Below are 23920 nucleotides of genomic sequence, written 5' to 3'. Positions count from 1 at the left end.
CTCGCCTCTCCGTTAGCCAAGCAGCTGGTGAATACGTTTTAATCCCGCCACCAGTCTGTCGACCTCTTCCGTTGTGTTGTACATCACCAGCGATGCGCGGCACATGGCCGGTACCTCATAATACGCCATCAGCGGCATCGCGCAGTGATGCCCGGTACGCACAGCGACGCCGTAATTATCAAGGAAACTGCCCACATCATAGGCGTGATGCTTGCCGAGGTTGAAGGCTATCACACCCAGACGGTCAGCAGGACCATATAAGGTCAGGTCCGGGACGCTGACCAGCTCCTGCAAGGCGTAATGCATCAGCAGCTGTTCGTACTCCTGAATCGCCGCCAGCCCCGTTTCAGAGACGTAGCTAATGGCCGCGCCCAGCCCGATGATCCCGCCCGTGTTGGGCGTACCCGCCTCGAAGCGCCAGGGCGCACGGGCGTATGTTGTGCCGTCCGTCAGGCTGACGGTGGCGATCATTGACCCGCCCCCTTCCCACGGCGGCATGGCCTGGAGAATGTCCTCTTTCACATACAACACGCCGATGCCCGTCGGGCCATACAGCTTGTGCCCGGAGAAGACGTAGAAATCGCAGTCCAGGGCCTGAACGTCAACCGCATGGTGCATCACCGCCTGGGCACCATCAATCAACACTTTCGCACCGGCCTGATGGGCTTTGTCGACGATCAGCGCCACCGGATTTTCCGTGCCCAGCACGTTTGAAACGTGGGTCACCGCCACCAGCCGCGTTCTGTCGTCCAGCAGAGCGTCCAGCTTTTCCAGCTGGAGCGTGCCGTCTTCATTCAGGGGGATCACCCGCAGTTGCGCCCCCACACGCTCGCAGAGCATCTGCCAGGGCACGATGTTGGCATGGTGCTCCATCTGGGTGATGATGATGTTATCCCCCGCGTGCACCTGCGCATTGCCCCAGCTGTTAGCCACCAGGTTGATCCCTTCGGTGGTGCCGCGCACGAACACCAGCTCTTCCGGCGAACGCGCGTTGAGGAAGGCCGCAACCTGCGTGCGCACGTTTTCCATGCGCTGGGTCGCCTCGGCGCTCAGGGTGTGGATCCCACGATGTACCGCCGCATAACCGTGGCGGTAAAACTCGGCTTCCGCATCCACCACCTGATTCGGTTTTTGCGCGCTGGCCGCACTGTCGAGATAGGCCAGCGGCAGACCGTTCACTTCACGGGTCAGTACCGGAAAATCTGCCCGGACTTTCTCTACGGGAAATGTCATGCTTCGCCTCCAGGCAGTCGCTGACCGATACGGGCCAGCACCTGCTGTTTGAGTCCGCCATCGGGCAGCGCTTCCGTCAGCTCAGCCGCAAAGGCGTAAATAATCATCTTTTGCGCGGCCTGCTGGTCTATCCCGCGCGAGCGCAAGTAGAACATCTGCTCATCGTCAATACGCCCGACCGTCGCACCGTGACTGCATTTCACGTCGTCCGCATAGATTTCCAGCTGTGGTTTGGTGTCCACCTCTGCCAGACGTCCCAGCAAGAGGTTGTTGTTGGTCATCTGCCCGTCAGTTTTGATGGCGTGCTGCGCCACGTTGATCAGGCCGTTGAACACCGCACGTCCTTTGTCGCTGACGATGGTTTTGTGCAGCTGACGGCTGTTGCAGTAGCCTTTGTTATGCTCAAGCCAGGTGCGCGTGTCGCACACTTCTGACTTCACCGGCATCGCCAGGCTGTTAATACGCAACGTAGTGTTTTCACCGTTCAGCTGGGTGCTGGTATTGTGGCGCAGCACCGCGCCGCCAAGCAGAAAACTGTGGCTGTACGCCGCGGCATCCTGGCCCAGCAGAATATCGTTGTGGGCGAAGTGGTGACTGAGCGGATTCTCAAACGCCAGCTTGATGTGGTGCAGTTGGGCATTGGCCGCCACGTTCATCGTCAGACGCGAACCGGTAAAATGACGGGTGTCGTTAAGGCTGACGTAATGCTCGATCACCGTCGCCTCCGCCCCTTCTGCCAGCTCAAGATGGTGGCGATAGTGGGCGGTGTTAATCTCATCACCCGCAACGCCCTGGGTGATATGCATCAGCAGCAGCGGTTTCGCCGGGCGCTGGTTACGCTTAACGCGAATATGGGTGACAGATTGTGACAGGCTCTCTGTCAGGTGCAGGAAGACTTCAGGCTGAACAGGCGCGTTCAGCGACTGACGTTCATCGTTAATGACGATATCGAACCCGCTCTCCTGCACGCTGTCGCTCAGCTCCGCACGGAACAGACCGTCGACAAACACCAGACGCACGGCATCCACGCTCAGCGCCAGCATGTCGCGCTGATCGGGGCTGACCTGCGCCAGACGGGTGACAAACTCGCCGTTCAGCAGGCCATCCAGCGGGGTATATTTCCAGTTCTCATGTTTACGCGTCGGTAAACCGAGACGCAGCATCTGCTGGAGATGGTGCTGAGCCTGTTCAGAGCGCGCTCCAGCCTGCGCTTCAAACAGCCGGTGCCACTGCTGAAGTGCATTACTGCTGTTCGGTAAGCCAGCCATAACCCTGCTCCTCCAGTTGTTTAACCAGCGTAAAGTCACCGGATTTCACAATGCGTCCCTGGTAAAGCACGTGGACATAGTCCGGCTTGATGTAGTCCAGAATTCGCTGGTAATGTGTCACGATGATAAATGAGCGGTTGCCATCACGCAGGGAGTTCACCCCGTCGGCAACGATCTTCAGGGCATCGATATCCAGCCCTGAATCGGTCTCATCAAGAATGCACAGCGCTGGCTCCAGAACCGCCATTTGCAGAATATCGTTACGTTTCTTCTCACCGCCGGAGAAACCCACGTTTACCGAGCGGGTCAGCAGATCTTCCGGCATTTTCAGCAGCTTGATCTTCTCTTCCATCAGATCCTGGAAGTCAAAGCGATCCAGCGCCTCAAGGCCGCGATACTTGCGCACCGCGTTCAGCGCGGTTTGCAGAAAGAACTGGTTGCTGACGCCCGGAATTTCCACCGGATACTGGAAGGCCATAAAGATGCCCTCGCCGGCACGCTCTTCCGGCGACATCTCCAGCAGATCTTTGCCGTTAAACTCAACGGAGCCGCTGGTAACTTCATAATCTTCGCGTCCTGCCAGCGTCGCTGAAAGCGTACTTTTCCCGGAGCCGTTTGGCCCCATGATGGCGTGAACTTCACCCGGTTTGACGTCAAAATTGAGGCCACGCAGGATCTCTTTCTCTTCCACGCTAACCTGTAAATCTTTAATGCTTAACATGTGCTTTCCTTAACCGACGCTGTGTTCAAGACTAATGGCGAGGAGTTTCTGGGCTTCAACGGCAAATTCCAGCGGCAGTTCAGAGAACACGTCCTTACAGAAGCCGTTAACGATCATTGAAATCGCATCTTCTTCACTGATCCCGCGTTGCAGGCAGTAGAAAAGCTGATCTTCACCAATACGTGACGTAGTTGCCTCATGCTCAAGCTGGGCGCTGTTATTGCGGCATTCGACATACGGGAAGGTATGCGCCCCGCAGTCCGCGCCAATCAGCATGGAGTCACATTGGGTGAAGTTACGCGCGTTGGTTGCCGTCGGCATGATTTTCACCAGACCGCGATAGCTGTTCTGGCTATGACCGGCAGAGATCCCTTTGGAGATGATGGTCGATTTGGTGTTTTTACCGATGTGGATCATCTTGGTGCCGGTATCGGCCTGCTGATGACCGCTGGTCAGCGCCACGGAGTAAAACTCACCGATGGAGTTGTCGCCGCGCAGAATACAGCTCGGGTATTTCCAGGTAATGGCGGAGCCGGTTTCTGACTGCGTCCAGGACATTTTGCTGTTTTCGCCTTCGCACAGCGCACGCTTGGTGACGAAGTTCAGAATACCGCCGGTGTTACCGTCGCCCGGGAACCAGTTCTGTACCGTAGAGTACTTCACTTCCGCATCTTTATGGATGATGACCTCCACCACCGCCGCGTGCAGCTGGTAGCTGTCGCGCACAGGAGCGGAGCACCCTTCGATGTAGCTAACGTAGCTGCCTTCATCGGCCACCAGGATGGTGCGTTCAAACTGGCCGGTTTTTTCCGCGTTGATGCGGAAATAGGTCGAGAGCTCCATCGGGCAGCGCACGCCTTTCGGCACGTAGATAAAGGTACCGTCTGACGCCACCGCCGCATTCAGTGCCGCGAAGAAGTTATCGTTACTGGGTACCACGGTGCCAATGTACTTTTTCACCAGCTCCGGGTGATCGTGAATGGCTTCCCCGAAGGAGCAGAAAATGATCCCCTGCTCCGCCAGTTTTTCACGGTAGGTGGTTGCCACCGAGACGGAGTCAAAAATGGCGTCTACCGCCACCTCTTTGCCTTCGCGCACAGGCACGCCGAGCTGATTGAACGCCTCTTCCACCTCTTTACTCAGGAAGCTGTTCTCGGCACCGGTTTGCTGTACCGCACCGGGTTGCGAGGCGCAGGTATCATCACAGCTGCCGCAGGAGGGCGCAGAGTAATAGCTATAATCCTGATAGTTCAGCTTATCGTAATGCGCTTTCAGCCAGTGGGGTTCTTCCATCTCCAGCCACGCGCGGAATGCGCTCAGGCGAAACTCCAGCATCCACTCCGGCTCGTTACGTTTCGCCGAAATGGCGTGCACGACCTCTTCGTTGATGCCTTTCGCCAGTTCATCGGTTTGCAGCTGCGTGAAGAAACCCTCTTTATAGTTGAGGTGTCCGCCGCTCCAGGTGTTTACATCACTCGTTGCTTCAGTATTACGAGACATAGTACCGCCTATACCCCAAAGCTTTCGCCGCAGCCGCATTCGTTCTGGGCTTTCGGGTTATGAAATTTGAATAACTGGTTTAAACCTTCCCGAACGTAGTCGACTTCGGTTCCATCGATAAACGGCATCGCCTGTAGTGCGACGTATAACTTTGCACCGTCGGTTTCAAAGACCAGATCGTCCTTTTCAGGTTCGGTTACGGTATCCAGCACGTAGCCAAATCCCGCGCAGCCAGTCTGCTTAACGCCTAAGCGTACGCCGAGGATGTCGGGATTTTTTGCCACCAGCTCATGAATATGCGCCGCCGCCGCGGGCGTCAGCGTTAAGCCACGCCAGGCAAAATCGGCCGGATTGAAGGTTTCTGAATGCAGTTCCATAGGTCCACCTCATCTGATAAGCCACCAGGGCATAACACCATGTTAGTGATAACGATTATCACTTCAACCCCCTGCGAGCAGGGGCTTTGGGCTAAACCGCCCTTTTTGGCTACTTTCATTAAGCATAGACCCTGTGACGGGATGCGGATGGGATGGTTAGATTTGTTCAATGCATTGATAAATAATGCATTTCATAAGAAAGGCGGTAAGGTGGCGGGCAATGATAAAAATTGTATTGGAAATACCTATTTTTAAGATAGCTAAAGTACACCCAGGCACCAAATACATTATTTACGTATGCCTCCCCCTTAAGCCAGGTTCTTTTTAATCCTTTTTTGCCTTACCTGGGTGCGCATAAAGACGTTTAATGGATGAGTTAACCATTATTTATCAGTCTGATAGTGGTTAAATTCCGCTCATGATTATTTACATAAACTCATCCCTTTTCGGCGTAATGTTTCCCTTGTTAACCATTTATTCAATAAGGGATTAAATTATGTGGAGTGCCCATAAAGCCGCAGTTCATGCTCGCCAGCATGCAGGTCAGTATAGCCAGAAAAGATGTGCAGAATTTGTTTCGAAATCCATTCGCGCCGGCGGTGCTAATCTACAGAACACGCATTATGCTAAGGATATGAAAAGCAATTTAATTCTGGCGGGTTTCCACCAGGTTTACGATGAGCCTGTTGAGGGCGATGTGGCGGTGATCCAGCCCACTGCGCACCACCCATATGGCCACGCTTGCATCTATGGTGGGAACGGCGTCTGGTACTCTGATTTTGTTCAGCGAACAATGTATCCGGGAAAGGAATACCGGGAATTAAAGCCAGCATATGCAATTTACAGGCATGACTGACATGAAAAAAATAATTCTGGCGATCCTGCTTCTGCCCACTCTCGCATCCGCTGCACAGAAGTTCCCCCCTGAGGTATCCGCTGCCCTTCAGTTTAATAAGTGGTACATCTCGCAAATTATTATCGGGAAAGAGCCCCTGAAAAACTATGAAGCGCTGAGGCCATATATAACCCGCGAAACTATCAGCAAACTCAAAGCCATGGATAAGCTGGATCCAGATGAATATGACGTGCCTGACGTCGATATGTTCATCAAGGCTCAGGGATATGAAGATGACTGGGGCATCGTCAGTGCGCGGGCGCTGGATTACGATGCCGCCTGTATGCAGGTTTATATCTCATTCGGCAAAAAGCGGGATCACACCGTGATTGACTGCATGGTCAAGGAAGATGGCGTGTGGAAAGTTGAATCCGTGGCCAGTATGAATATTTCAGACAACCTGATGATGGAATAAACCGACGATATGACAGGGGTACTGATGCTATGCATCTTCGCGGATACCCCTGTCGTATCGCCAGAAGGCAAAATCCCGCACTGGCGGTTTACCGTTGGCCCCCTTAACATCAGTGATGGATCGAAACGGCGAAACCCTGTTCACGCCAGTGGTCGAGCTGCTCCTGTTGACGAGGCGTAGGCGCTTTACCGGTCCAGACGAAGATTTTTTGCCCGGGGAAGAGTTCAGGACGTGGAGAATCAATCGGCTCAGCCAGCACGTCGATATGCCAGCCTTTGTAGGCAAGACGGGCCGCTTCCAGCCACAAATGCGTACGGTCGTCGCACTCCCACCCAATCAGCAGCGCATCCTTACCTGCTTTTTTTCGCGACTCACCCAGGCTTGCAACGGCAAACTCAATCAGGACACCGTCCAGCAGGCTCGCCATGTGACGCACCGTATTCTGGTCCTGGTTCATTCGCTGACGCACAGGGGTGATGATGTTATCTATCAGAACATCCATCGCATGGTCGCGGCGGAACTCGCCGATTTTGGCGCGCAGTTTTGCCGGGCTGGCATAGCGCAGAACGGTTAACATCTCTTCCTGAAACGATGCCCAGTTCCCCTGAGTCATCACTTCTGAATTTTCAAGAAGCGCTTTTACTTTACCGACCGAAACACCCGTTTTCATCAGGCGTTTGATCTCTTCGATACGCAGGATATCTTCATCGTCAAACTGACGATGGCCCCCTTCGCTTCGCTGCGGCTTCAACAATCCATAACGGCGCTGCCAGGCACGCAACGTAACGGGGTTGATACCGCATCGTTCGGCCACTTCGCCGATACTGTAATAGGCCATTAACTCCCTCACGCACAATACTTCCATACCTAACCAAACCAACCTTATCAGATTGTACAAATCATTTGTATAACTAACTCCTCGTTCTGAGACAAGTGAATGGCTCAAAGAACCACTCACTCGTTAATATATTGTTGTATAAATTTAGCCGTACGTACAGGTCACTTTTAACAGTTACGTACAGGTTTTTTATAAATCGTACTTTTTCTCGGGCCAGGCAATCGCCGGAATGCCCCCCAGACGCGGGCTGGCGAAAAGGTGACCCTGGAACTGAGAAATCCCGGCAGATTCCAGCCACATCCACTCTTCAGCCAGCTCTACGCCTACCGCACAGAACAGAATTTCCAGGGAGGCGCAGCATTTAATGATTGACTGAATGATTGCCTGACGCGGGCCGCTCTTGTGCACGTTAGCAATCAAATCACGGTTGATCTTGATTCTGTCCGGCTGGAACTGGGCCAGCAGTTGCAGACCGGCGAATCCCGCGCCAAAGTGATCGATGGCCACGCTGATCCCGGCGCTTTTAAGCTGTCTGACCGCGCTGGTGAACTCTTCGAAGCGCGAGATCGCCTCGCTCTCGGTGAACTCGACCACAATTTGCTCCGGCACAAAACCGTTCGCCTCAATTGCCGTCAGTAAAAAATCGACGGCGCCAGGAACATTGACCAGCGTCATCGGCAACAGATTAATGGACAACGTTTGAGTCTGTAGGCCCAGCGCGCTGGCCATCGACAAAGCCACCTGCTTACTCTTCAGATCCGATTCGTACAGCGCCTCACGCGACAGGTTGGCAAAGTAGCTTTCCGGAGACTCACCGGACGGCGTGCGGATCAGGGCTTCCCAGGAAACCACCTGCTGCATAAACGGATCGACGATAGGTTGAAATGCGAAACTACAGTCCGCGCCCTTTGCCACTACCGTTGGCTGGGAGGATAATGGCGTGTTTTCGGTGACAAACTCCCAGGCGTCAGCCGGAGGCAGCTCAAAGTAGTTGGCTTTTTCAGTGGCCTCAACGAAGGTGCGGAAAAATTGCAGGGCGCGATCGTTATAGGTCAGCTGATAGCGGGTTGTGCCTTTATCGAGTACCTTTTGTAGCACTTCGTCGGTGTCGTACTGACGAAGGTCAAAGAGCTCCATACCTACGTTGCCAAAACGTCTTGAAGGCCCGTGATCGCTTAACAATTCGACCACGTTGTGATGCCGTTGGTCACGGCAGATGAGCTGATAGATCTCCTTAACGTTATCAGCGGGCCCTTCAAGTAACTGAAAGAAGTGTGTGCCGTTAAACAGCAAAATCCCCGTCACATCGAACTGGCGATTTCTACAATTTGCAGCAGCGACCATGTCTTCCAGCGCTTTCACTGGAACGTCCTCGCAGATATGACTGCGGTAAATAATGGTTGTGAGCATGCTAATCCTGAAGATTGAGGGGGTGACCACGAAAACACGTGGGGAGAACTCTGTTATAGCACATTAATTACCCAATAAATAATTTACATCTCAACAATTTACATGACTTCTTTGCGCCTTTTCCGGGCTTGTACAACTTTGCAACGCCACTTCGAATTGTACAATATATTTTGTGAATTTAGCAGTAAGCTGTATACATATAACCATATGATAAATATATACTTTATCAAATATATAATAAAATATTTAAAAAATTGTACATTTTTAATGTACAGATTTGAAAATTATGTATACCTTAAATGTAACGTTACTGATTACGAAAATTTACAGGAGCGAAACATGCAGCAGAACGGACACCTCGCAGACACAGCAACAGCAATTGCGCAGTACTTCGAAAAAGCCGCGCTTCCAACCCAACAGGAAACATTGGGTCAGGTTGTTGTTGAAATCCTTAGCGACGGGCGGAATCTGAATCGCAAATCGCTCTGCACAAAACTGTTAAGTCGCCTTGAAAAGGCCAATGGCCCGGAAGAGGAGCATCATTATCACATGCTTCTTGGCCTGCTCTTCGAACGTTAATGTTATGAACAGCAGTGATGCGGACAGACTGATCGACCAGCTTATTGGAGAAGCCGCTCTTTCACTTTTGAAGGAGCGCGGTCCTGTAACGACCGAGGGATTGGTTCTGCGTCTGCGTAACATGCAAGCCTGTGAGACGGATCCCCAGCGGCGGGAGACATTAGCGAGGGTGATAGCTGAAATCAGCTCTGGCACGGTCGCTTTTAAAGGTCGCAGAACCGCACAAGGACGAATTCAGAGAGAGGGATCTCTCAAAAATAACCGAGACAATGTAGTGCCGTTATTTGGAAATGGAAAACCGTCCGATCCCAAAAAGATACATTGACTACAACTTTACAGCTACGGTGAGAACAAATGAGACAAAATATTCAGCTTCAACCCGAATACCACTCCGCCTTTTTAGATAGCGCGTTGTCGGAGTATTTCCGTCACGCAGGCGATCGCTTTGCTGAAGAGTCTGCCATTTTTTCGACTGCGGTTCGTTGTGTTCTTGCTTCCGAAGGTCATCTGACCAACAAAGCGATCATTCTCTGGCTGATCCAGACGCTGGAATCCACCGACGATGTCGTTAAGGCGGATGTGATCCGCAAGACGCTGGAAATTGTCGTCGGTTACACCATGGACGATCTTTAACGCCTCTCTCTTCCCATCTCTTCGGATAGCGTGTCATCGTCAATTCTGACGAACGGACTGACGATGACACGCCCTCTCTCCCCTAACGCCCTGTTAATCAAGCACGCCGAATGTGGCATGGATCCTGCTTAGTCCGCTAAGGGACTGGGCTTTCCAGTAAACATTGCTTCATTTCTTAACAGGTCTGTTATTGATGAAAAAAATCGCCAGCGTCTGCCCGTACTGCGGTGCAGGCTGCAAACTTAACCTCGTCGTTAAAAATAATCGGATTATCCGTGCCGAAGCCGCTGATGGCGTAACTAATCAGGGCACGCTTTGCCTGAAAGGGTTCTACGGCTGGGACTATCTTAATGATACTCAGCTGCTTACCCCCCGCCTGACGCAGCCCATGATCCGCTACAGCAAAGGCGAGGCCTTTACCCCTGTTACCTGGGAAGAGGCCATTCGCTATACCGCTTACAGGCTTAAAAGCATCAAAGAACAGTACGGCCCTCGGTCCATTATGACCACGGGTTCCTCGCGGGGAACGGGCAATGAGACCAACTATGTGATGCAAAAATTTGCCCGTGCGGTGCTGAATACTAACAACGTCGACTGCTGCGCCCGCGTCTGTCACGGTCCGTCCGTTGCCGGTTTACAGGAGACCCTCGGCAACGGCGCCATGAGCAATTCCATTAACGATATTGAAAACTCAAAATGCCTGCTGGTATTCGGCTATAACTGCGCCGACTCTCACCCCATCGTCGCCCGACGCGTGCTTAAAGCACGTGAAAATGGCGCTAAAATCATTGTCTGCGATCCGCGTCATATTGAAACGGCACGCATTGCCGATCTTCATCTTCAGTTAAAAAATGGCAGTAACATGGCGCTGGTCAATGCCTTTGGCTATGTCCTGCTTGAAGAGGAATTGTACGACAAAAACTACGTTGCTCGCTTTACAGAAGGGCTTGAGGCGTACCGACTGACGGTAAAAGATTACGCACCCGAGCAGGTTGAACATCTGACGGGGATCCCCGCGCGGGATGTTCGTCAGGCAATTCGCATGTTCGCAGCGGCGCCTTCAGCAACGGTGATGTGGGGTATGGGCGTCACGCAGTTTGGTCAGGCGGTCGATGTGGTGAAAGGTCTCTCCAGCCTGGCACTGCTGACCGGCAATCTGGGCCGCCCTGCCGTCGGCGTGGGGCCGGTTCGCGGGCAAAATAACGTTCAGGGCGCCTGCGATATGGGTGTTCTGCCCAATATGTTCCCCGGCTACCAGGACGTCACTGATCCGGCGGTCAGACTGAAATTTGCCGATGCGTGGAAAATCAATGTCAACCGGATGGACGATCGCGTCGGAACGCGTATCACCGAAGTGCCGCATCTCGCGCTGGAAGGTAAGATCAAAGCGTATTACATCATGGGGGAAGATCCGCTTCAGACAGAAGCCGATCTGGGTCAGGTCCGCCGCGGCTTTGAGGCGCTAGATTTTGTGGTGGTTCAGGACATCTTTATGACCAAAACGGCAGAGCTGGCTGACGTGCTGCTCCCTGCCACCTCATGGGGAGAACACGCCGGTGTGTTCACCTGTGCCGATCGCGGCTTTCAGCGTTTCGGCAAAGCCATTGAGCCCAGCGGCAATGTCAGGCGCGACTGGGAGATCATCAGCCTGCTGGCCACGGAAATGGGCTATCCCATGCATTACGAGGATAACCAGCAGATCTGGGACGAAATGCGCGAGCTGTGCCCCCTCTTCTACGGCGTGACCTACGAAAAAATGGGCGAGATGGGTCATGTGCAGTGGCCCTGTCCAACCCTCGATCATCCCGGCACTCCCTACCTGTACAAGGATAATCAGTTCGACACCCCCACTGGCAAAGGCCAGCTATTTGCCGCCCCCTGGCGCGCCCCGGCGGAGACACCGGATGCGGATTACCCGCTGGTACTGTGCACAGTGCGCGAAGTGGGCCACTACTCCTGCCGCTCCATGACCGGGAACTGCGCCGCGCTGCAAAGCCTGGCCGACGAGCCGGGCCGGGTGCAAATTAACCCGGCCGACGCGGATGAACGGGGGATTGCCGAAGGCCAGCTGGTCTGGGTACGTTCACGCCGGGGTAAAGTGATCACCCGCGCCAGCATCAGCGAGCGCATCAATGCGGGAGCAATCTATATGACCTACCAGTGGTGGATTGGCGCCTGTAATGAGCTGACGCAGGATAATCTCGACCCGATCTCCAGAACGCCGGAAACGAAGTATTGCGCCGTGCAGCTTGAGGCAATCGAGGACCAGCGCTGGGCGGAGGATTTTGCGGCTTCCGCGTACCAGACCATGAAGACGCGGTTGATCGCTGCGGTTAACGTTTAAATGCTTGCCGGGTGGCGGCTATCGCTGCCCGGCCAGCTATCCGCTGCCGTTTCAGGCTATTTGTTGTGCATAATTATTTTCCAGGTAATCGCGAAGCAGGTTCGGCCGGCTCTTTTTCTCCATCAGCCTTCTCAACAGTACGATCAGCTCGTAATCGCTTCGCAGATTAAATTTTTGCATCATCATATATTTATGGGTAAAGACCGTTTTTTCGCTCATCTCCAGCGCCTGAGCGGTCTGCACTACCGACAGCCCTCGGTAAAAATTGACCAGAATACGAATTTGTTGCCGGGATAACCCTTTATGCTGGCAGTCGAAACAGGTCTTTTTATTCCAGGTGTAACCCGGTAATTGCGTCGTGAACCACGCAATAAACAGAACGCCGCTAATACGATCAAGCGATGCCCGGCGAGGAAGAAAAATAATGTCCTGAAAGCAGGAAGGCAGCGCCGAAAAGCGCAGCTCATCGTCGACGAGACCTATCACAATTCCTTTTTGCCGGGCCAGTAATTCCGGAAAACAGGTCAGCGTTTCCCCCTGACATAATGAAAGAACAATAATATCGGCCTGGCTGACGTTTTCATTGGTCAGCGCCAGGTGAAAAGTGATGGAGCGATGAAAGTTATGCTTAAAAAAATCTTCGAAAAAGCTCTGTAGCCCAGCCTGAAAAAACAGATCCGTTTCCTGAATCAGAATATTTAACATAGTTCACACCAACGTCTTTAAAAAAGGCTTATCACCGGCATTCAGTTGTACTGCATCGTCATCACCACAACCGCGCGGATGCTTCCCGGCGTGGCGCCCCCCGTCATGGATTTTACCGAGGCCAGCATAGCTAATGTCGCGGTTCTGTCCGCGGCAATGGTCTGGGTCATGCTGGAGCCTGTTCCTTTAAGCGCACCGGTTTGGGCATCGCGCATGGCTATCGCCACATGTGTGGCCGAACCGCTGTTCATAAAATAGTCCGCGCCCGCCTCAGGATCGGGGCTGCCGGTGAAAGCGACGGTCACACTCTGCGTTCCCGTTGGGCACTGGGTAAACAGCAGACTGAAAGGCACCGGATCCGATGTTGAGCCCGGCGTCGCCATATTGGTTGCCTGAATATTGCCCAGATTGACATCGAGATTGTTATTGCCGCCATTAAATATGCATGGCGACGCCACGATATTTCCCGTCACACCGATGTTGACGCTATCAGCGGAGCATACCTTCCCGCTGAGTAAGGCAAGTAACAGCAGTGTCCTGCATCTTATTTTCATCTTCTTACCTGCTACTGGTAGGTCAAATTCAGGGTGGCGGAGGCATTCGCTGAACCTGACTCCACGCGGGTTAACGTCTGGTAATATCGGGCCGTTAATGGCAACGTCTCTTGCCCCCCGGCAGACTGTCGCAAAAATAGTCGGCTGTTCATCGCCAGCGGTGCACCGTTATAGATTAGCTGCACCCCCACCCCTTTTGCAGTGCCGGCATTTCCCTGCCCGGTTAAGGCCATCACGCTGGTATTGGCGCTGTCCGGATTCTGTATTCCACTGAGCGAGACCGTAATATTGGTTCCGGCGGCGCAGGTTAAGCCCAGGTTTTGCGTGTTCTGTGCTCCCGCTGGCGTGGTGCCCACCACGGTGCCGAACGCCGAAGCGGGAATATCCCCTATCGGAAACGTCAGCTGGGCCGTATTCACCGTGCACGCCAGGGCATTGATGTTGCCGGAGGTGAGCTGCGTGGTCAGACCGTCACGGTAGAGGCCGTCGCTTCCCTGAAGCGTCACGACGCCAATCACCCCCGGGGTTAATGCCCCCGATGAGACCGGGCCGGTCACCACCAGCTCAATCCTCCCGCCGTACCAGTCCACATAGGATGTCTGCGCATTGTACGAGAACGTATTGCTCGGGTTTTCAAGATAGCCGTTGGAGGAAAAGCGTATCCCTATCCCGCTGACGTTCGTGTTGTAAACATGGTTGCCGTAGCTGCTCAACGTGGCGCTGTTGTAGCGCATGCTGAATCCCAGCATCAGCGGATTCGTACACCCGGTAAGATAGGAGCCTGTGGCTGACGCCGCGCCGGAAAATACCACCGTGCCGACAGGCGCATCGCGCTGCACGTTGATCGTCCCCACGGACAGGGTGGAAAGCTGCGGGATGATGGTGGTGCAGGTACCGGCACGAGCGATACTTCCCGCCGCGAGCAAACAGAGCAGCAGCATCGAGTTAAGACATTTCATGTTAGCGTTCCTGACGGCAGGTGGCGCGCATATCAGCGATCCCACCGTACGTTGAGTGATTCGGCAGCTTGAAATCAGCGCGGCATTGCTGGCTGGATTGACTTCCCCATGTGGCGACTAACGTTCCCTGCTCGCGCATCCCGGTTAAATAGACCTGACCGCGATCGCCGACAATAAAACTGCCGCTTTCATCACCCACAAGGGTGACCACCGCCCCAAACGGAACGGCGCGGTCGTTGTCGGTCAAGGTCATCAGCACCCGGCGACCTGACTTCGGCAGATAATCGGCTCTCACCACCGCTCCCCGCGTCGGCGTCACCGTGCGGGTGTTGATCTCCAGCTCGACATCGTCCGGCATCGTTTCCGGGTCGAGGGTGAGATCGTTTTTCCGGTAGACAGAAAGGTTGCTCACGACCGTATATCCGCGAAAATCTGTCCGTACACCGGGCTGATTGCGGATATCCACGTAGTAGGCGCCTGGGGCTTTGATTAAGACGCTGGTCTCCCCCAGCGGCTGGGAAAGCGTGATGCCATCAGCATGGGCGAGAATGCCGCCTTGCAGCCCGTAATTCAGGCGTTCACTGTTTTTGTCATAACCATAACCTGCCGTGACTTCGCCATAGGTGCCTTTATAGTCCGCGTTCACGTTGCCGGTATTCCCCACGCCCTCTGTGCCATATCCCTGCTGGACGTTCCAGCTCAGGGCACGGTTCTCGAGTGCCACCCCGTTCAGGCCGACGTTATACGTCGTCCCGTTATTGCTGCTGGCGTTCATGCCATAGTTAGCCCATGTCTGCGGCAAAAATTTATCCAGCGGAATGCTGACGTTGAACGACAGAAGCTGGTCGTGGTCAGCGTTTTTTTGGCTTTTGCGGTTTTCTGACGCTGAGCGGACATTTTTGCTGTAGGTCCATGTCAGGCCATAGCTGATGTTGTGCCAGTAGTTGCTATAGCCGACGCTCCACGAAGCCATCGACTTACCGTCATTCCAGTAATCTTCCCGCGCCGCACTGAGGGTAAGCGCGCCCAGGTTGTCCCCCAGCGTCTGGCTCATCGTCAGCTCGGCACGGTTACGTCGCCTGTCCTGAAGCGCGCTGCTGTCTCCGTACGAACCGAGGACGTCCTGCATCCCGTAATAGCCGCGGGTCGAGTAGCGATACCCGGCAATCGAAAAGTTGGTCCCGGTAGTGATAAAATTCTTGCTGTATCTGGCCCGCCACGACTGACCGCTTGTTTTCGCGGTATGCTCCGGCGTTGACCAGCCCTGAGTGACGTCTGCGGATACAGCCCCGAGATCGCCCATGTTCTTGCCCATCCCCAGAGCCGCCGACTGGTACTTATCTGCCCCCTGGACGCCGCCATAGAGCGTGATCCCGTGAGGGAGGCCGTAAATTCCGGTCAGTTGCCCGAAGGGGGTTTTCTCCACGCTACGGTTATACGAGCGATATTGCCCGGCGGTAAGGGCATATTTCAGTCGCCCCTCCCGTTGCAGGACCGGCAGCGAAGCGTACGGCAGGGTGAAATGTTGCTCACTGCCATCGGCTTCGACGATCGTGACATCAAGATCGCCCGCGCCGCCGGTGGGATACATATCCGCGATCTCAAACGCGCCCGGCGCCACGTAGCTTTGGTAGATTTGATAGCCATTCTGACGCACCACGACCTGCGCGTTAGTTCGCGCAATACCGCGCACCACCGGCGCATAGCCTTTCAGGGAATCCGGCAGCATATCGTCGTCGGACGCCAGCTGGACGCCGCGAAACGGCATGCTGTCAAAGACATCGGCAGGCGCGGAACTGTCTCCGAGCGTAAGCTGGGCTTGCAGGGGAATAATCGCGCGCTGCATCAAGGTGTAGACGTTGTCCCACTTATCCAGGCCGGACGCATCGCGGGACCAGGTGGTGTAGTTGCGTAACCGCCAGGGACCGACGTTGATCCCCGGCCGCAGGTTTGCATACTGGCTGTCGCTGCGGGTGCCTGCCCCGCTTCTTGCCCGGCTGTTTGCCCCGCTCAGGCTGTAGTTGAGCATGGCCGCGGTAATGCCTTCATCCCACATATCCGGCGGAACGTAACCTCTCGCTGGCAGGTCTATGGCCGCCTGTGGGATGCTGATCGCCAGGCGCTGGGCGCCAAACTGGAAATCCGCGCTGGCCTGTGGAATCGCCCTGAGATCGGCGCATTCTCCTTCCCCGGCGTCGAGCTGCGGGAAAAGCGCCGTTTTCACGCCCCACGCTTTTAACTGCCCGATACTCAGGCACGGCTGCAACGTTTCACTGCCGTTAGCATCCTTCACTGCCATGAAACGAATATCCCGCGTTTCCAGCAGCCGATCGTCAAGAATAATATCAACATGGTATGTCCCGGGCGCCTGCGAGCCGGATTCAAAGGCAGATAAATCCGCTTTCCCCATTCCGGGATTATCCAGCTCTACCAGTTCCGTATTAAACGTCTCACTGGCATACAGTGTGGGAGAGACACCAGCAAGCGCGAGGGCAATAAATATTGCCAGGCGCGCAGGCTGCATTGTATTCAATGCCGTTGTCATGACGAGCACCTGATTAACGCGTAAGGATCACAAACTGGCCCGGTGTAATTCACCAGGGCTGCCATAATCGTTAATGACTTTAAACGTCAGCGTATTGCCACTGGTTCCATTCGGTAACGGGAAACGGGCTGTGCCCGAAGGCATCACATACGTGACATCGTCAAGTTTCTTATTACCCAACGTAATTTCATTGAAATTGATAACGTACGGCGTTGGATTATTAACCAGAAGGGTATTTCCCGCACGACGCCAGGTTAATTTATTGGCCTGCTCCTCGGGGGTAGACGCACGAAGAGCCTCTGGTCGATAAATTAATTTGATGCGCGTTTTGACGGCAATTTGCAGCGAGTTCATCTGCTTAGAGGCTGACGGAATAGCTTTGATGTTCAGCCAGAATAAACTCTCCTGCCCTTGAGGCAGAGAGCCTGTCATGACAATACGCTCGAGGTTTTTTTGTCCGCCGTCCAGCCGATACAGCGGAGGAGTAATAATAAAAGGCGCTTTACCCGATTGTTCATCCTGAACATCTATCCACGACTGAATTAAATAAGGACCGTTATCAGGATTCGTAATATTTATTGACGCTTCTTTTTTAGCCCCATCAAAAATAACACGGGTGCCGCCAATAATTACTCCTGCACTGGCGGATGTTAACGTCAGCGGTAACAGCGCCATAGCCAGGCCCGTTGTGGTGATAAAACGCATTTTTTTACCTCATAAAACAAGGGGCCAGGCGGCCCCCTGCTAATTACTGCCATTGACTTAGTTGTACACCACAGAGAAGTTCGCGACCGAGTTAGCCGGGCCCGCGGTAACGGATGCCGCGGTGGAAATATACTGCGCGTAGAAGCTCAACGTATTATCAGCCGTACTGCTGAGTGCGTAGGTATAGCTGTTGCTGCCGTGCAGCGGCAGATCGGCTTTATCTGCCGTCATCAGGTTAATCGCCACCCCGGTAGCCGCTCCCGCCACGGACGTATCAATCGCCAGCAGGCTGGCGTTGGTTAAATCCGGCGTGCCATCAAAACGGACTTTTGCATTGGTGACCGTTACCGGACAGTTTTTCAAAATAATATTAAACTGCGTCGCAGCCGTTCTCGCCCCGGTTGTCGGGAATTCCGTTTTATAATAATCGCCCAATACCACCACCTGATTCTGGGATGCCACATCAACGTCGCAGGCAGAATCCAGAATATTTCCGTTAAAATTAACGGTACCGGCCGCTGCCAATGCATTGGTCATAGTGAGTACAGAACCTGCCGCTAACATTGCCATCATCAATTTTTTATTCATAATTTTATATCCCGTATTACTCTATTTATTACCGACATTCAGTTGCAGAAATTAAACCCCTTCCGACGAGTCAAAATTTATACAACTCCTTTTCCGCATACAATCAATTTTGAGGTCTAGCTGTAGACCCTCTTTTAACAAATAAAAAACATATTCACTCGGGAATAGCTTAAGAATAATGTCCACAGTCTACTTTTAGACCTGAACAAAAAAAGTTGCAATTTCAATTAATTAACACTTAAAAAAAGATAAGTCTATAATTAGACTCGCTGCTAACATTCCCTGACCTGCTGTTTTTTAAGATAATTCTTTATGCCGATCAAAAAATGATCGCATCAGTCAGTGAGGTCTCAAATGAATACCCGATTCGCGCCTGAGTCAGAAATTGATAAATCAACAGTGCTCGGCGCTAAGCCTTTTAAGCACATTGAAAAAATAATCGATAATGTTTTGCCGCATGCGGAGAGAGGCATTATTGCCAGAGGAGAAATTATCCATTATTGCTCCGGCGATACCCGTCAATGCTTTTTACTGTTGCATGGCAGCGTGGCGTTGCACCGTCGCGGGGACGGTATCGTCTTAAATTCTGAATCTGCGCCATTTATACTCGGCGTGAGCAGCCAGTTATCGTCTGAGCACCTGTACGTCAGAGCGCTGGAAACCTCAGAGGTGGCCAGCGTTTCGCTGGCGCGTTTCAATCATGTTGTCGCACAACAGAATTTATGGGAGCACTTCTCAAACCTGCTGATCTATACCGCATCGCGCGTTTACGAACATTGCGCCCAGATATCGCAAATGTCGGCTTATGACATTATCCGCTTTCAGCTGGTTGAGTTGATGCAGGAGCCGGAAGCCATTAGACAAAACATTACCGCCGCAGCCTATATCAAAAGCCGCACCTATCTTTCACGCAGTGGCATTATGCGGATCCTCGCGGAGTTGCGGACGGGGAAATACATCACCATGGAGCGTGGCGTTCTAGTAGAGATCCATCACTTACCCCGTAAATACTGAGGCTGTATTTATCTCTGGAGAAGGTGGAAAAGAAGAGCGACACTATAGAGAGTACAGTCTCTTTCCAGGTTAACGCTATGTCTTCTGACAAACCATCGCATCGCGGATCTCCCTATGCTCAGGAACTGATTTCTCATTTACAGCCGCACTGCACCACGCATAAAACCGATCCCGGCGAGCAACTTAATCTCCAGGTAAACGGGCAGAGCATGTGTTATTTAATTCTTGACGGCACGGTCGCCATATACAGAAGAAGCGACGACATGATGCTTTCGACGGCGCGCAGTCCCGCCCTGTTTGGCCTCGCTAACCTGACGGACATCTATTTTACCGACTACCTTCGAACGGTAACGCCTTGCCTGATTGGTGTGCTCACGACCGATCGGGTGGCTGAAATTATCAAAGAGAAGGCGCTGTGGGGGCTGCTTTCTAATCATCTAATGTTTGTCTATAACCGGCTTTATCACAACGTCATGCCGAAAGGCGCGCCAACCGCGTACGAGATGATTCGCCAGCAGCTCGTGCTGCTGATGCAGGAAGATGACAGCTACCGACGTAGCGTGACGGCGGAAAGGTATATCAGGGATAAAACCCAGCTTTCCCGCAGCGGCGTAATGCGGATCCTGGCTGACCTGAAAACGGGCGGGTTCATCGAAATGGAAGAAGGCCGGCTGATTAAAATTAATAAACTGCCTGCCAGATACTGACTGTCAGACACAAAAAAGGCCGCGCTTGCGGCCTTTTCTTCACTGCTTAATGGACGTGAACGCCCAACCGCCAGGCAAAGTAGATCTCTTCTTTCAGTTCGTTTGAAGAGAGCGCCAGCAAATCCGTAAATTCCAGCTCAAGCTGTTTCAGCTTTTTCAGGTACTGCGCTGGAGACAGATTGCTTTTATCGCGACGTAAATATTCAATTGCCAGCTGTGTTGGGGTTATTTCAGTATCCATGATGTCCTCGCTTATGTTCAAAACGTGACCAGTATATCACAATCAGGCGGCTAATTTTTGACCAAAAGCAAGACATCCGGAAACTTTACACAACGGCCGTCGTCAGCCTTGATGAACAACACAGGCGATCCTGCTCGTCCAGGATATCAATCTGCCACACCTGATGGCGGCTTCCAGCATGCAGCGCCCGGCAGACGCCGCGCACGCGCCCGCTGCGAACGGAGCGGATGTGGTTGGCATTGACCTCCAGACCCACCACCTTCTGCTCTCCTTCCGTACACAGGTAGCCCGCCACCGATCCCAGCGTTTCGGCCAGCACGACGGACGCGCCGCCGTGTAACAGGCCAAACGGTTGATGAGTACGGCAGTCTACCGGCATCGTCGCTTCCAGTTCGTTGTCGCCAATGCGCGTGAACTGGATGTCCAGCAAACCGACCATGTTCTCCGCGCCCATGGCATTTAAGGCCTCCAGCGTGACCGCACGTTTCCAGATCATCCGATAATCTCCAGTAAAGCCTGCAATGGATGGCGGACGCCGTTACCTTCCACCCGTTTCACCTGGCTGCGGCAGGAGTAGCCCGTCGCCAGACAGCGGTTGCGTGGCAGGCGCTGCATCGCCTGATGCCATGACAGCTCGTAAATGCCGAGCGAATTAGCGTGGTTTTTGACTTCATGGCCGTAGGTTCCGGCCATACCGCAGCAGCCCACGTTGACGCTTTCCAGCTTCGCGCCAAACCGGGAGAAGATAGAAGCCCACTGGGCAGGCGCCGTCGGCAGCGCCGTCACTTCGGTGCAGTGCCCAAACAGGTACCAGGATTCTCCGCTGACCTCCTGAGGGGGCGTTTGCGTCAGCACCGCAGGCAGCCACTCGTGTACCAGTAAGACTTGAAAATCACCGCGCTTATCGCCGAGAGTCTGCTTATATTCGTCCCGGTAACAGAGCACCAGCGCCGGATCGACGCCCACCATCGGCATGCCGAGCTGCGCCACGCGATTCAGAAAATCTGAAGTTTTCTGCGCGGTTTTCGCAAAGCGGGTGAGGAAGCCTTTAATGTGCTGCGCCTTGCCGTTCGGCGAGAACGGCAGCACCACCGGCTGGTAGCCGATTTTCTCGGCCAGTCGGACAAAATCGGCCACCACCTGCGCATCGTAATAGCTGGTAAATGGATCCTGCACCACCAGCACCACCTTCGCTTTCTGCTCAGGGCTTAATGCTTCCAGTTGTTCCAGGGTCATATTCGCCGAGCGGTGCCCCACCAGCCGACGCTGGAGCGATGGCACCGACAGCAGCGGCAGATCCACCATGCCGATATGTTTTTCAGACAGTTTTCGCACCAGTGGCTGGTTGATAAAGAAGTTAAAGGTTTTTGGCGCACGGGCCATCAGCGGCGCGTAACTCTCCACCGTTGCTACCAGATGATCGCGCATCGGGCGCAGATAACGCGTGTGGTACAGCTGGAGGAAGCGGGAACGGAATTCCGGTACGTCAATTTTAATTGGGCACTGGGTTGAACACGCCTTACACGCCAGGCAGCCGGACATCGCCTCTTTCACCTCATGCGAGAAATCGTATTCGCCTTTGTTCGCATGCCAGCTGTTGCGGGTGCGTTCGATAAGCCCGCGCAGGCTCGCGCGTTTTTCCGGCAGCTCCTGTTCCAGCTTGAGCGGGTCAACGCCGCGGTCGGCCAGCAGGCGCAGCCATTCGCGCACCAGCGTGGCACGCCCTTTTGGGGAGTGGATGCGGTTGCTGGTGATTTTCATCGACGGACACATCGGGCTTTTCACATCGAAGTTAAAGCACAGCCCGTTGCCGTTACACTCCATCGCGCCGCGCCAGGAAGCGCGTACCGCAATCGGAATTTGGCGGTCATAGGTGCCGCGCTTAACGGCATCCACCTGCAACATCGGCGCATCAACGCCCTCCGGCGGGCAGATTTTTCCCGGATTGAGGCGGTTATGAGGATCGAACGCGGCCTTCACCTTACGCAGCTCGGCGTAGAGCTGTTCGCCAAAAAAGGCCGGGCTGTACTCGGCGCGGAACCCCTTGCCGTGCTCGCCCCACAGCAAACCGCCGTATTTGGCCGTGAGGGCCACGACCTCGTCGGAGATCGCCTTCATCAGGATCTCCTGCTGCGGATCGCACATGTCCAGCGCCGGGCGCACGTGCAGCACGCCCGCGTCAACGTGCCCGAACATGCCATAGCTCAGACCATGGCTGTCGAGCAGCGCGCGAAACTCCACGATATAATCCGCCAGATGTTCCGGCGGCACGCAGGTATCTTCCGCAAACGGAATCGGCTTCGCCGCCCCTTTCGCGTTGCCGAGCAGCCCCACCGCCTTTTTACGCATCGCGTAGATTCGCTCGATGCCGGAGAGATCGTTACACAGCTGCCAGCCAATGACGCCGCCTTCCCCCTGCGCAATCAGCTCGTCCAGACGCTGGCAGAGCGTGCTTACCTGGCTCTCAATCAGCTCTGCGTCATCCCCGGCGAACTCAACGATGTTCAGGCCGAGCATCTCTTTATCCGGCACGTCGGTAATCAGTTCGCTCACCGAATGCCAGACAATATCCTCCCGGGCCAGGTTCAGGACTTTTGAATCGACGGTTTCCACCGACAGCGCCCGCGCCTCCACCATAAACGGTGCATTACGCAGCGCCGAGTCAAAGGAGTTGTATTTGACGTTCACCAGACGGCGCACCTTTGGCAACCGGGTGATATCCAGACGCGCTTCGGTGATGAAGGCCAGCGTCCCTTCTGACCCGGTCAGTACGCGGGTAAGATCAAACTGGCTCATATCGTCATTGAAGACATGTCGCAGATCGTAGCCCGTCAGGAAGCGGTTTAGCTTCGGGAATTTGTCAAGGATCAGCTCGCGATTTTCGCGGCAGCGCTCCAGCACGGTGCGATAAATCCGTCCGCTGGTGGTGCTCTCTGCTGCCAGCGTTTCGGCCAGCTCGATCGGCATCGGTTGGGTATCGAGGATATCGCCCCCCAGCAGCACCGCCCGCACACCCATAACGTGGTCGGAGGTTTTGCCGTACACCAGTGAGCCCTGCCCCGAGGCATCGGTGTTGATCATCCCGCCAATGGTCGCGCGGTTACTGGTGGAAAGCTCCGGCGCAAAAAAATAGCCGTAAGGTTTCAAAAACTGATTCAACTGATCTTTGATCACCCCCGCTTCCACACGCACCCACCCCTCTTCCGGGTTGATCTCAATGATGCGGTTCATATAGCGGGACATATCAATGATGATGCCCTGGTTCAGCGCCTGCCCATTGGTACCCGTCCCGCCGCCACGCGGGGTGAAGACCAGGGAGCTGAAACGCTCCTGCGATGCCAGACGGGCGATGAGCGCCACATCGGCGGTAGAGCGCGGGAAAACGACGGCATCGGGAAGAAGCTGGTAAATACTGTTATCGGTCGCCATCGTCAGCCTGTCGGCATAATCGGTAGCGGTGTCACCTGTAAAACCCTGTTGCTCCAGTGCCTGCAAAAAATTAAGCACCAGCTGAACGACGCCCGGTGCCTGAGAAATCTGTGGGATCATTGCTGTCGACCCTAATGAGAATAGTGTGAAATCGTTTGCGTTGTGTCTGGAAAGTTTTATCACATTTTTTTCTTATGTGCTTCGTAGAATTACGGGCAAAATCCGCCTGTCAAAAATCGCTGAAATCACTAATGATTAGA

Annotated in this window: 24 protein-coding genes; 8 read left to right on the top strand and 16 right to left on the bottom strand. The window is 54.0% G+C overall.

Annotated features, from left to right (window positions below):
- Nucleotides 1-12 precede the first annotated feature (12 nt).
- From sufS to sufA, 5 genes are read right to left on the bottom strand one after another with little or no spacing between them, the layout of a single operon-like run.
- Nucleotides 13-1233, bottom strand: coding sequence for a cysteine desulfurase SufS (gene sufS, locus ACOTXL_RS15080; protein ID WP_003857731.1), 1221 nt, complete (start codon nucleotides 1231-1233; stop codon nucleotides 13-15).
- Entirely contained in the window at nucleotides 1230-2501 is a 1272-nt protein-coding gene (sufD, locus tag ACOTXL_RS15075; RefSeq protein WP_022650922.1) for a Fe-S cluster assembly protein SufD, read from the bottom strand. Before sufD ends, sufS begins: the two co-directional genes overlap by 4 nt.
- Entirely contained in the window at nucleotides 2476-3222 is a 747-nt protein-coding gene (sufC, locus tag ACOTXL_RS15070) for a Fe-S cluster assembly ATPase SufC (protein WP_003857736.1), read from the bottom strand. Before sufC ends, sufD begins: the two co-directional genes overlap by 26 nt.
- Nucleotides 3223-3231: 9 nt before the next feature.
- Nucleotides 3232-4722: a Fe-S cluster assembly protein SufB gene (gene sufB, locus ACOTXL_RS15065; protein ID WP_045350530.1), complete on the bottom strand. Its 1491-nt coding sequence runs from the start codon at nucleotides 4720-4722 to the stop codon at nucleotides 3232-3234.
- Nucleotides 4723-4730: 8 nt separating this feature from the next.
- Nucleotides 4731-5099, bottom strand: a complete 369-nt coding sequence (sufA, locus tag ACOTXL_RS15060; RefSeq protein ID WP_003857741.1) for a Fe-S cluster assembly scaffold SufA — start codon at nucleotides 5097-5099, stop codon at nucleotides 4731-4733.
- Nucleotides 5100-5595: 496 nt separating this feature from the next.
- Here sufA and ACOTXL_RS15055 point away from each other — a divergent pair, with 496 nt between their 5' ends.
- Entirely contained in the window at nucleotides 5596-5955 is a 360-nt protein-coding gene (locus ACOTXL_RS15055) for a CHAP domain-containing protein (protein ID WP_045350529.1), read from the top strand.
- Between the two features lies 1 nt (nucleotide 5956).
- Entirely contained in the window at nucleotides 5957-6409 is a 453-nt protein-coding gene (locus ACOTXL_RS15050) for a DUF3828 domain-containing protein (RefSeq protein WP_045350528.1), read from the top strand.
- Nucleotides 6410-6518: 109 nt separating this feature from the next.
- On the opposite strand, the gene ACOTXL_RS15045 is transcribed toward ACOTXL_RS15050, so the two are convergent.
- Both ACOTXL_RS15045 and ACOTXL_RS15040 read right to left on the bottom strand, forming a co-directional pair.
- Nucleotides 6519-7247 carry a MerR family transcriptional regulator gene (locus ACOTXL_RS15045; protein ID WP_045350527.1) on the bottom strand — a complete coding sequence of 243 codons (729 nt, stop codon included), beginning with the start codon at nucleotides 7245-7247 and terminating at the stop codon, nucleotides 6519-6521.
- Nucleotides 7248-7436: 189 nt separating this feature from the next.
- A complete protein-coding gene (locus ACOTXL_RS15040; protein ID WP_045350526.1) occupies nucleotides 7437-8657 on the bottom strand; it encodes a diguanylate phosphodiesterase in 1221 nt (406 codons plus the stop codon).
- A 339-nt stretch (nucleotides 8658-8996) separates the two neighbouring features.
- On the opposite strand from ACOTXL_RS15040, the gene ycgZ reads away from it, so the two are divergent.
- The 4 genes from ycgZ (at nucleotide 8997) to fdhF (ending at nucleotide 12213) form a co-directional block, all read left to right on the top strand.
- Entirely contained in the window at nucleotides 8997-9236 is a 240-nt protein-coding gene (ycgZ, locus tag ACOTXL_RS15035; protein WP_003857747.1) for a regulatory protein YcgZ, read from the top strand.
- 4 nt (nucleotides 9237-9240) lie between these two features.
- Nucleotides 9241-9561, top strand: a complete 321-nt coding sequence (locus tag ACOTXL_RS15030) for a hypothetical protein (protein ID WP_045350525.1) — start codon at nucleotides 9241-9243, stop codon at nucleotides 9559-9561.
- Nucleotides 9562-9590: 29 nt separating this feature from the next.
- Complete coding sequence (locus ACOTXL_RS15025; RefSeq protein ID WP_003857748.1) at nucleotides 9591-9869, top strand: biofilm/acid-resistance regulator YmgB/AriR; 279 nt, start codon at nucleotides 9591-9593, stop codon at nucleotides 9867-9869.
- Between the two features lie 193 nt (nucleotides 9870-10062).
- On the top strand, nucleotides 10063-12213 hold the full coding sequence (gene fdhF / locus ACOTXL_RS15020; RefSeq protein ID WP_045350524.1) for a formate dehydrogenase subunit alpha: 2151 nt from the start codon (nucleotides 10063-10065) through the stop codon (nucleotides 12211-12213).
- 51 nt (nucleotides 12214-12264) lie between these two features.
- On the opposite strand, the gene ACOTXL_RS15015 is transcribed toward fdhF, so the two are convergent.
- From ACOTXL_RS15015 to ACOTXL_RS14990, 6 genes are read right to left on the bottom strand one after another with little or no spacing between them, the layout of a single operon-like run.
- Nucleotides 12265-12918, bottom strand: coding sequence for a helix-turn-helix transcriptional regulator (locus ACOTXL_RS15015; RefSeq protein WP_023324523.1), 654 nt, complete (start codon nucleotides 12916-12918; stop codon nucleotides 12265-12267).
- Between the two features lie 41 nt (nucleotides 12919-12959).
- Nucleotides 12960-13472: a fimbrial protein gene (locus tag ACOTXL_RS15010; protein WP_022650916.1), complete on the bottom strand. Its 513-nt coding sequence runs from the start codon at nucleotides 13470-13472 to the stop codon at nucleotides 12960-12962.
- An 11-nt stretch (nucleotides 13473-13483) separates the two neighbouring features.
- Nucleotides 13484-14431, bottom strand: coding sequence for a fimbrial protein (locus ACOTXL_RS15005; RefSeq protein WP_045350523.1), 948 nt, complete (start codon nucleotides 14429-14431; stop codon nucleotides 13484-13486).
- 1 nt (nucleotide 14432) lies between these two features.
- Nucleotides 14433-16976 carry a fimbria/pilus outer membrane usher protein gene (locus tag ACOTXL_RS15000; protein WP_045350522.1) on the bottom strand — a complete coding sequence of 848 codons (2544 nt, stop codon included), beginning with the start codon at nucleotides 16974-16976 and terminating at the stop codon, nucleotides 14433-14435.
- Nucleotides 16977-17003: 27 nt separating this feature from the next.
- The gene (locus ACOTXL_RS14995) at nucleotides 17004-17681 is read right to left on the bottom strand and encodes a fimbrial biogenesis chaperone (RefSeq protein WP_045346430.1); all 678 of its coding nucleotides are present in this window, start codon (nucleotides 17679-17681) and stop codon (nucleotides 17004-17006) included.
- 57 nt (nucleotides 17682-17738) lie between these two features.
- Nucleotides 17739-18269, bottom strand: coding sequence for a fimbrial protein (locus ACOTXL_RS14990; RefSeq protein ID WP_022650915.1), 531 nt, complete (start codon nucleotides 18267-18269; stop codon nucleotides 17739-17741).
- Nucleotides 18270-18623: 354 nt separating this feature from the next.
- On the opposite strand from ACOTXL_RS14990, the gene ACOTXL_RS14985 reads away from it, so the two are divergent.
- Both ACOTXL_RS14985 and ACOTXL_RS14980 read left to right on the top strand, forming a co-directional pair.
- Nucleotides 18624-19283: a winged helix-turn-helix transcriptional regulator gene (locus ACOTXL_RS14985; RefSeq protein ID WP_003857763.1), complete on the top strand. Its 660-nt coding sequence runs from the start codon at nucleotides 18624-18626 to the stop codon at nucleotides 19281-19283.
- Nucleotides 19284-19360: 77 nt separating this feature from the next.
- Entirely contained in the window at nucleotides 19361-19990 is a 630-nt protein-coding gene (locus ACOTXL_RS14980; protein WP_032609042.1) for a helix-turn-helix domain-containing protein, read from the top strand.
- Nucleotides 19991-20036: 46 nt separating this feature from the next.
- Here the strand turns inward: ACOTXL_RS14980 and ACOTXL_RS14975 are convergent, their stop codons facing one another.
- The 3 genes from ACOTXL_RS14975 to ydiJ form a co-directional block, all read right to left on the bottom strand.
- Nucleotides 20037-20231 carry a YdiH family protein gene (locus ACOTXL_RS14975; protein WP_003857766.1) on the bottom strand — a complete coding sequence of 65 codons (195 nt, stop codon included), beginning with the start codon at nucleotides 20229-20231 and terminating at the stop codon, nucleotides 20037-20039.
- 85 nt (nucleotides 20232-20316) lie between these two features.
- The gene (gene menI / locus ACOTXL_RS14970; protein ID WP_003857767.1) at nucleotides 20317-20727 is read right to left on the bottom strand and encodes a 1,4-dihydroxy-2-naphthoyl-CoA hydrolase; all 411 of its coding nucleotides are present in this window, start codon (nucleotides 20725-20727) and stop codon (nucleotides 20317-20319) included.
- The gene (gene ydiJ, locus ACOTXL_RS14965) at nucleotides 20724-23780 is read right to left on the bottom strand and encodes a D-2-hydroxyglutarate dehydrogenase YdiJ (RefSeq protein ID WP_032666027.1); all 3057 of its coding nucleotides are present in this window, start codon (nucleotides 23778-23780) and stop codon (nucleotides 20724-20726) included. Before ydiJ ends, menI begins: the two co-directional genes overlap by 4 nt.
- Nucleotides 23781-23920 lie beyond the last annotated feature (140 nt).

This window comes from Enterobacter cloacae complex sp. IR5402, from assembly GCF_049238125.1.
GTDB lineage: Bacteria > Pseudomonadota > Gammaproteobacteria > Enterobacterales > Enterobacteriaceae > Enterobacter > Enterobacter hormaechei_C.
This window is presented reverse-complemented; position numbering and strand designations above follow the sequence as displayed.

Bases quoted from the DNA above. Each gene is read 5' to 3' on its own strand.
- ACOTXL_RS15045 (WP_045350527.1), bottom strand. From the start codon at position 7,247: ATGGCCTATTACAGTATCGGCGAAGTGGCCGAACGATGCGGTATCAAC.
- sufS (WP_003857731.1), bottom strand. From the start codon at position 1,233: ATGACATTTCCCGTAGAGAAAGTCCGGGCAGATTTTCCGGTACTGACC.
- fdhF (WP_045350524.1), top strand. From the start codon at position 10,063: ATGAAAAAAATCGCCAGCGTCTGCCCGTACTGCGGTGCAGGCTGCAAA.
- ACOTXL_RS14980 (WP_032609042.1), top strand. From the start codon at position 19,361: ATGTCTTCTGACAAACCATCGCATCGCGGATCTCCCTATGCTCAGGAA.
- ACOTXL_RS15050 (WP_045350528.1), top strand. From the start codon at position 5,957: ATGAAAAAAATAATTCTGGCGATCCTGCTTCTGCCCACTCTCGCATCC.
- sufA (WP_003857741.1), bottom strand. From the start codon at position 5,099: ATGGAACTGCATTCAGAAACCTTCAATCCGGCCGATTTTGCCTGGCGT.
- ACOTXL_RS14985 (WP_003857763.1), top strand. From the start codon at position 18,624: ATGAATACCCGATTCGCGCCTGAGTCAGAAATTGATAAATCAACAGTG.
- ACOTXL_RS14990 (WP_022650915.1), bottom strand. From the start codon at position 18,269: ATGAATAAAAAATTGATGATGGCAATGTTAGCGGCAGGTTCTGTACTC.
- ACOTXL_RS15030 (WP_045350525.1), top strand. From the start codon at position 9,241: ATGAACAGCAGTGATGCGGACAGACTGATCGACCAGCTTATTGGAGAA.
- ACOTXL_RS15015 (WP_023324523.1), bottom strand. From the start codon at position 12,918: ATGTTAAATATTCTGATTCAGGAAACGGATCTGTTTTTTCAGGCTGGG.
- ACOTXL_RS15010 (WP_022650916.1), bottom strand. From the start codon at position 13,472: ATGAAAATAAGATGCAGGACACTGCTGTTACTTGCCTTACTCAGCGGG.
- ACOTXL_RS15040 (WP_045350526.1), bottom strand. From the start codon at position 8,657: ATGCTCACAACCATTATTTACCGCAGTCATATCTGCGAGGACGTTCCA.
- ACOTXL_RS14995 (WP_045346430.1), bottom strand. From the start codon at position 17,681: ATGCGTTTTATCACCACAACGGGCCTGGCTATGGCGCTGTTACCGCTG.
- ACOTXL_RS14975 (WP_003857766.1), bottom strand. From the start codon at position 20,231: ATGGATACTGAAATAACCCCAACACAGCTGGCAATTGAATATTTACGT.
- ydiJ (WP_032666027.1), bottom strand. From the start codon at position 23,780: ATGATCCCACAGATTTCTCAGGCACCGGGCGTCGTTCAGCTGGTGCTT.
- ACOTXL_RS15000 (WP_045350522.1), bottom strand. From the start codon at position 16,976: ATGACAACGGCATTGAATACAATGCAGCCTGCGCGCCTGGCAATATTT.
- ACOTXL_RS15055 (WP_045350529.1), top strand. From the start codon at position 5,596: ATGTGGAGTGCCCATAAAGCCGCAGTTCATGCTCGCCAGCATGCAGGT.
- sufD (WP_022650922.1), bottom strand. From the start codon at position 2,501: ATGGCTGGCTTACCGAACAGCAGTAATGCACTTCAGCAGTGGCACCGG.
- ACOTXL_RS15025 (WP_003857748.1), top strand. From the start codon at position 9,591: ATGAGACAAAATATTCAGCTTCAACCCGAATACCACTCCGCCTTTTTA.
- ACOTXL_RS15005 (WP_045350523.1), bottom strand. From the start codon at position 14,431: ATGAAATGTCTTAACTCGATGCTGCTGCTCTGTTTGCTCGCGGCGGGA.
- sufC (WP_003857736.1), bottom strand. From the start codon at position 3,222: ATGTTAAGCATTAAAGATTTACAGGTTAGCGTGGAAGAGAAAGAGATC.
- ycgZ (WP_003857747.1), top strand. From the start codon at position 8,997: ATGCAGCAGAACGGACACCTCGCAGACACAGCAACAGCAATTGCGCAG.
- menI (WP_003857767.1), bottom strand. From the start codon at position 20,727: ATGATCTGGAAACGTGCGGTCACGCTGGAGGCCTTAAATGCCATGGGC.
- sufB (WP_045350530.1), bottom strand. From the start codon at position 4,722: ATGTCTCGTAATACTGAAGCAACGAGTGATGTAAACACCTGGAGCGGC.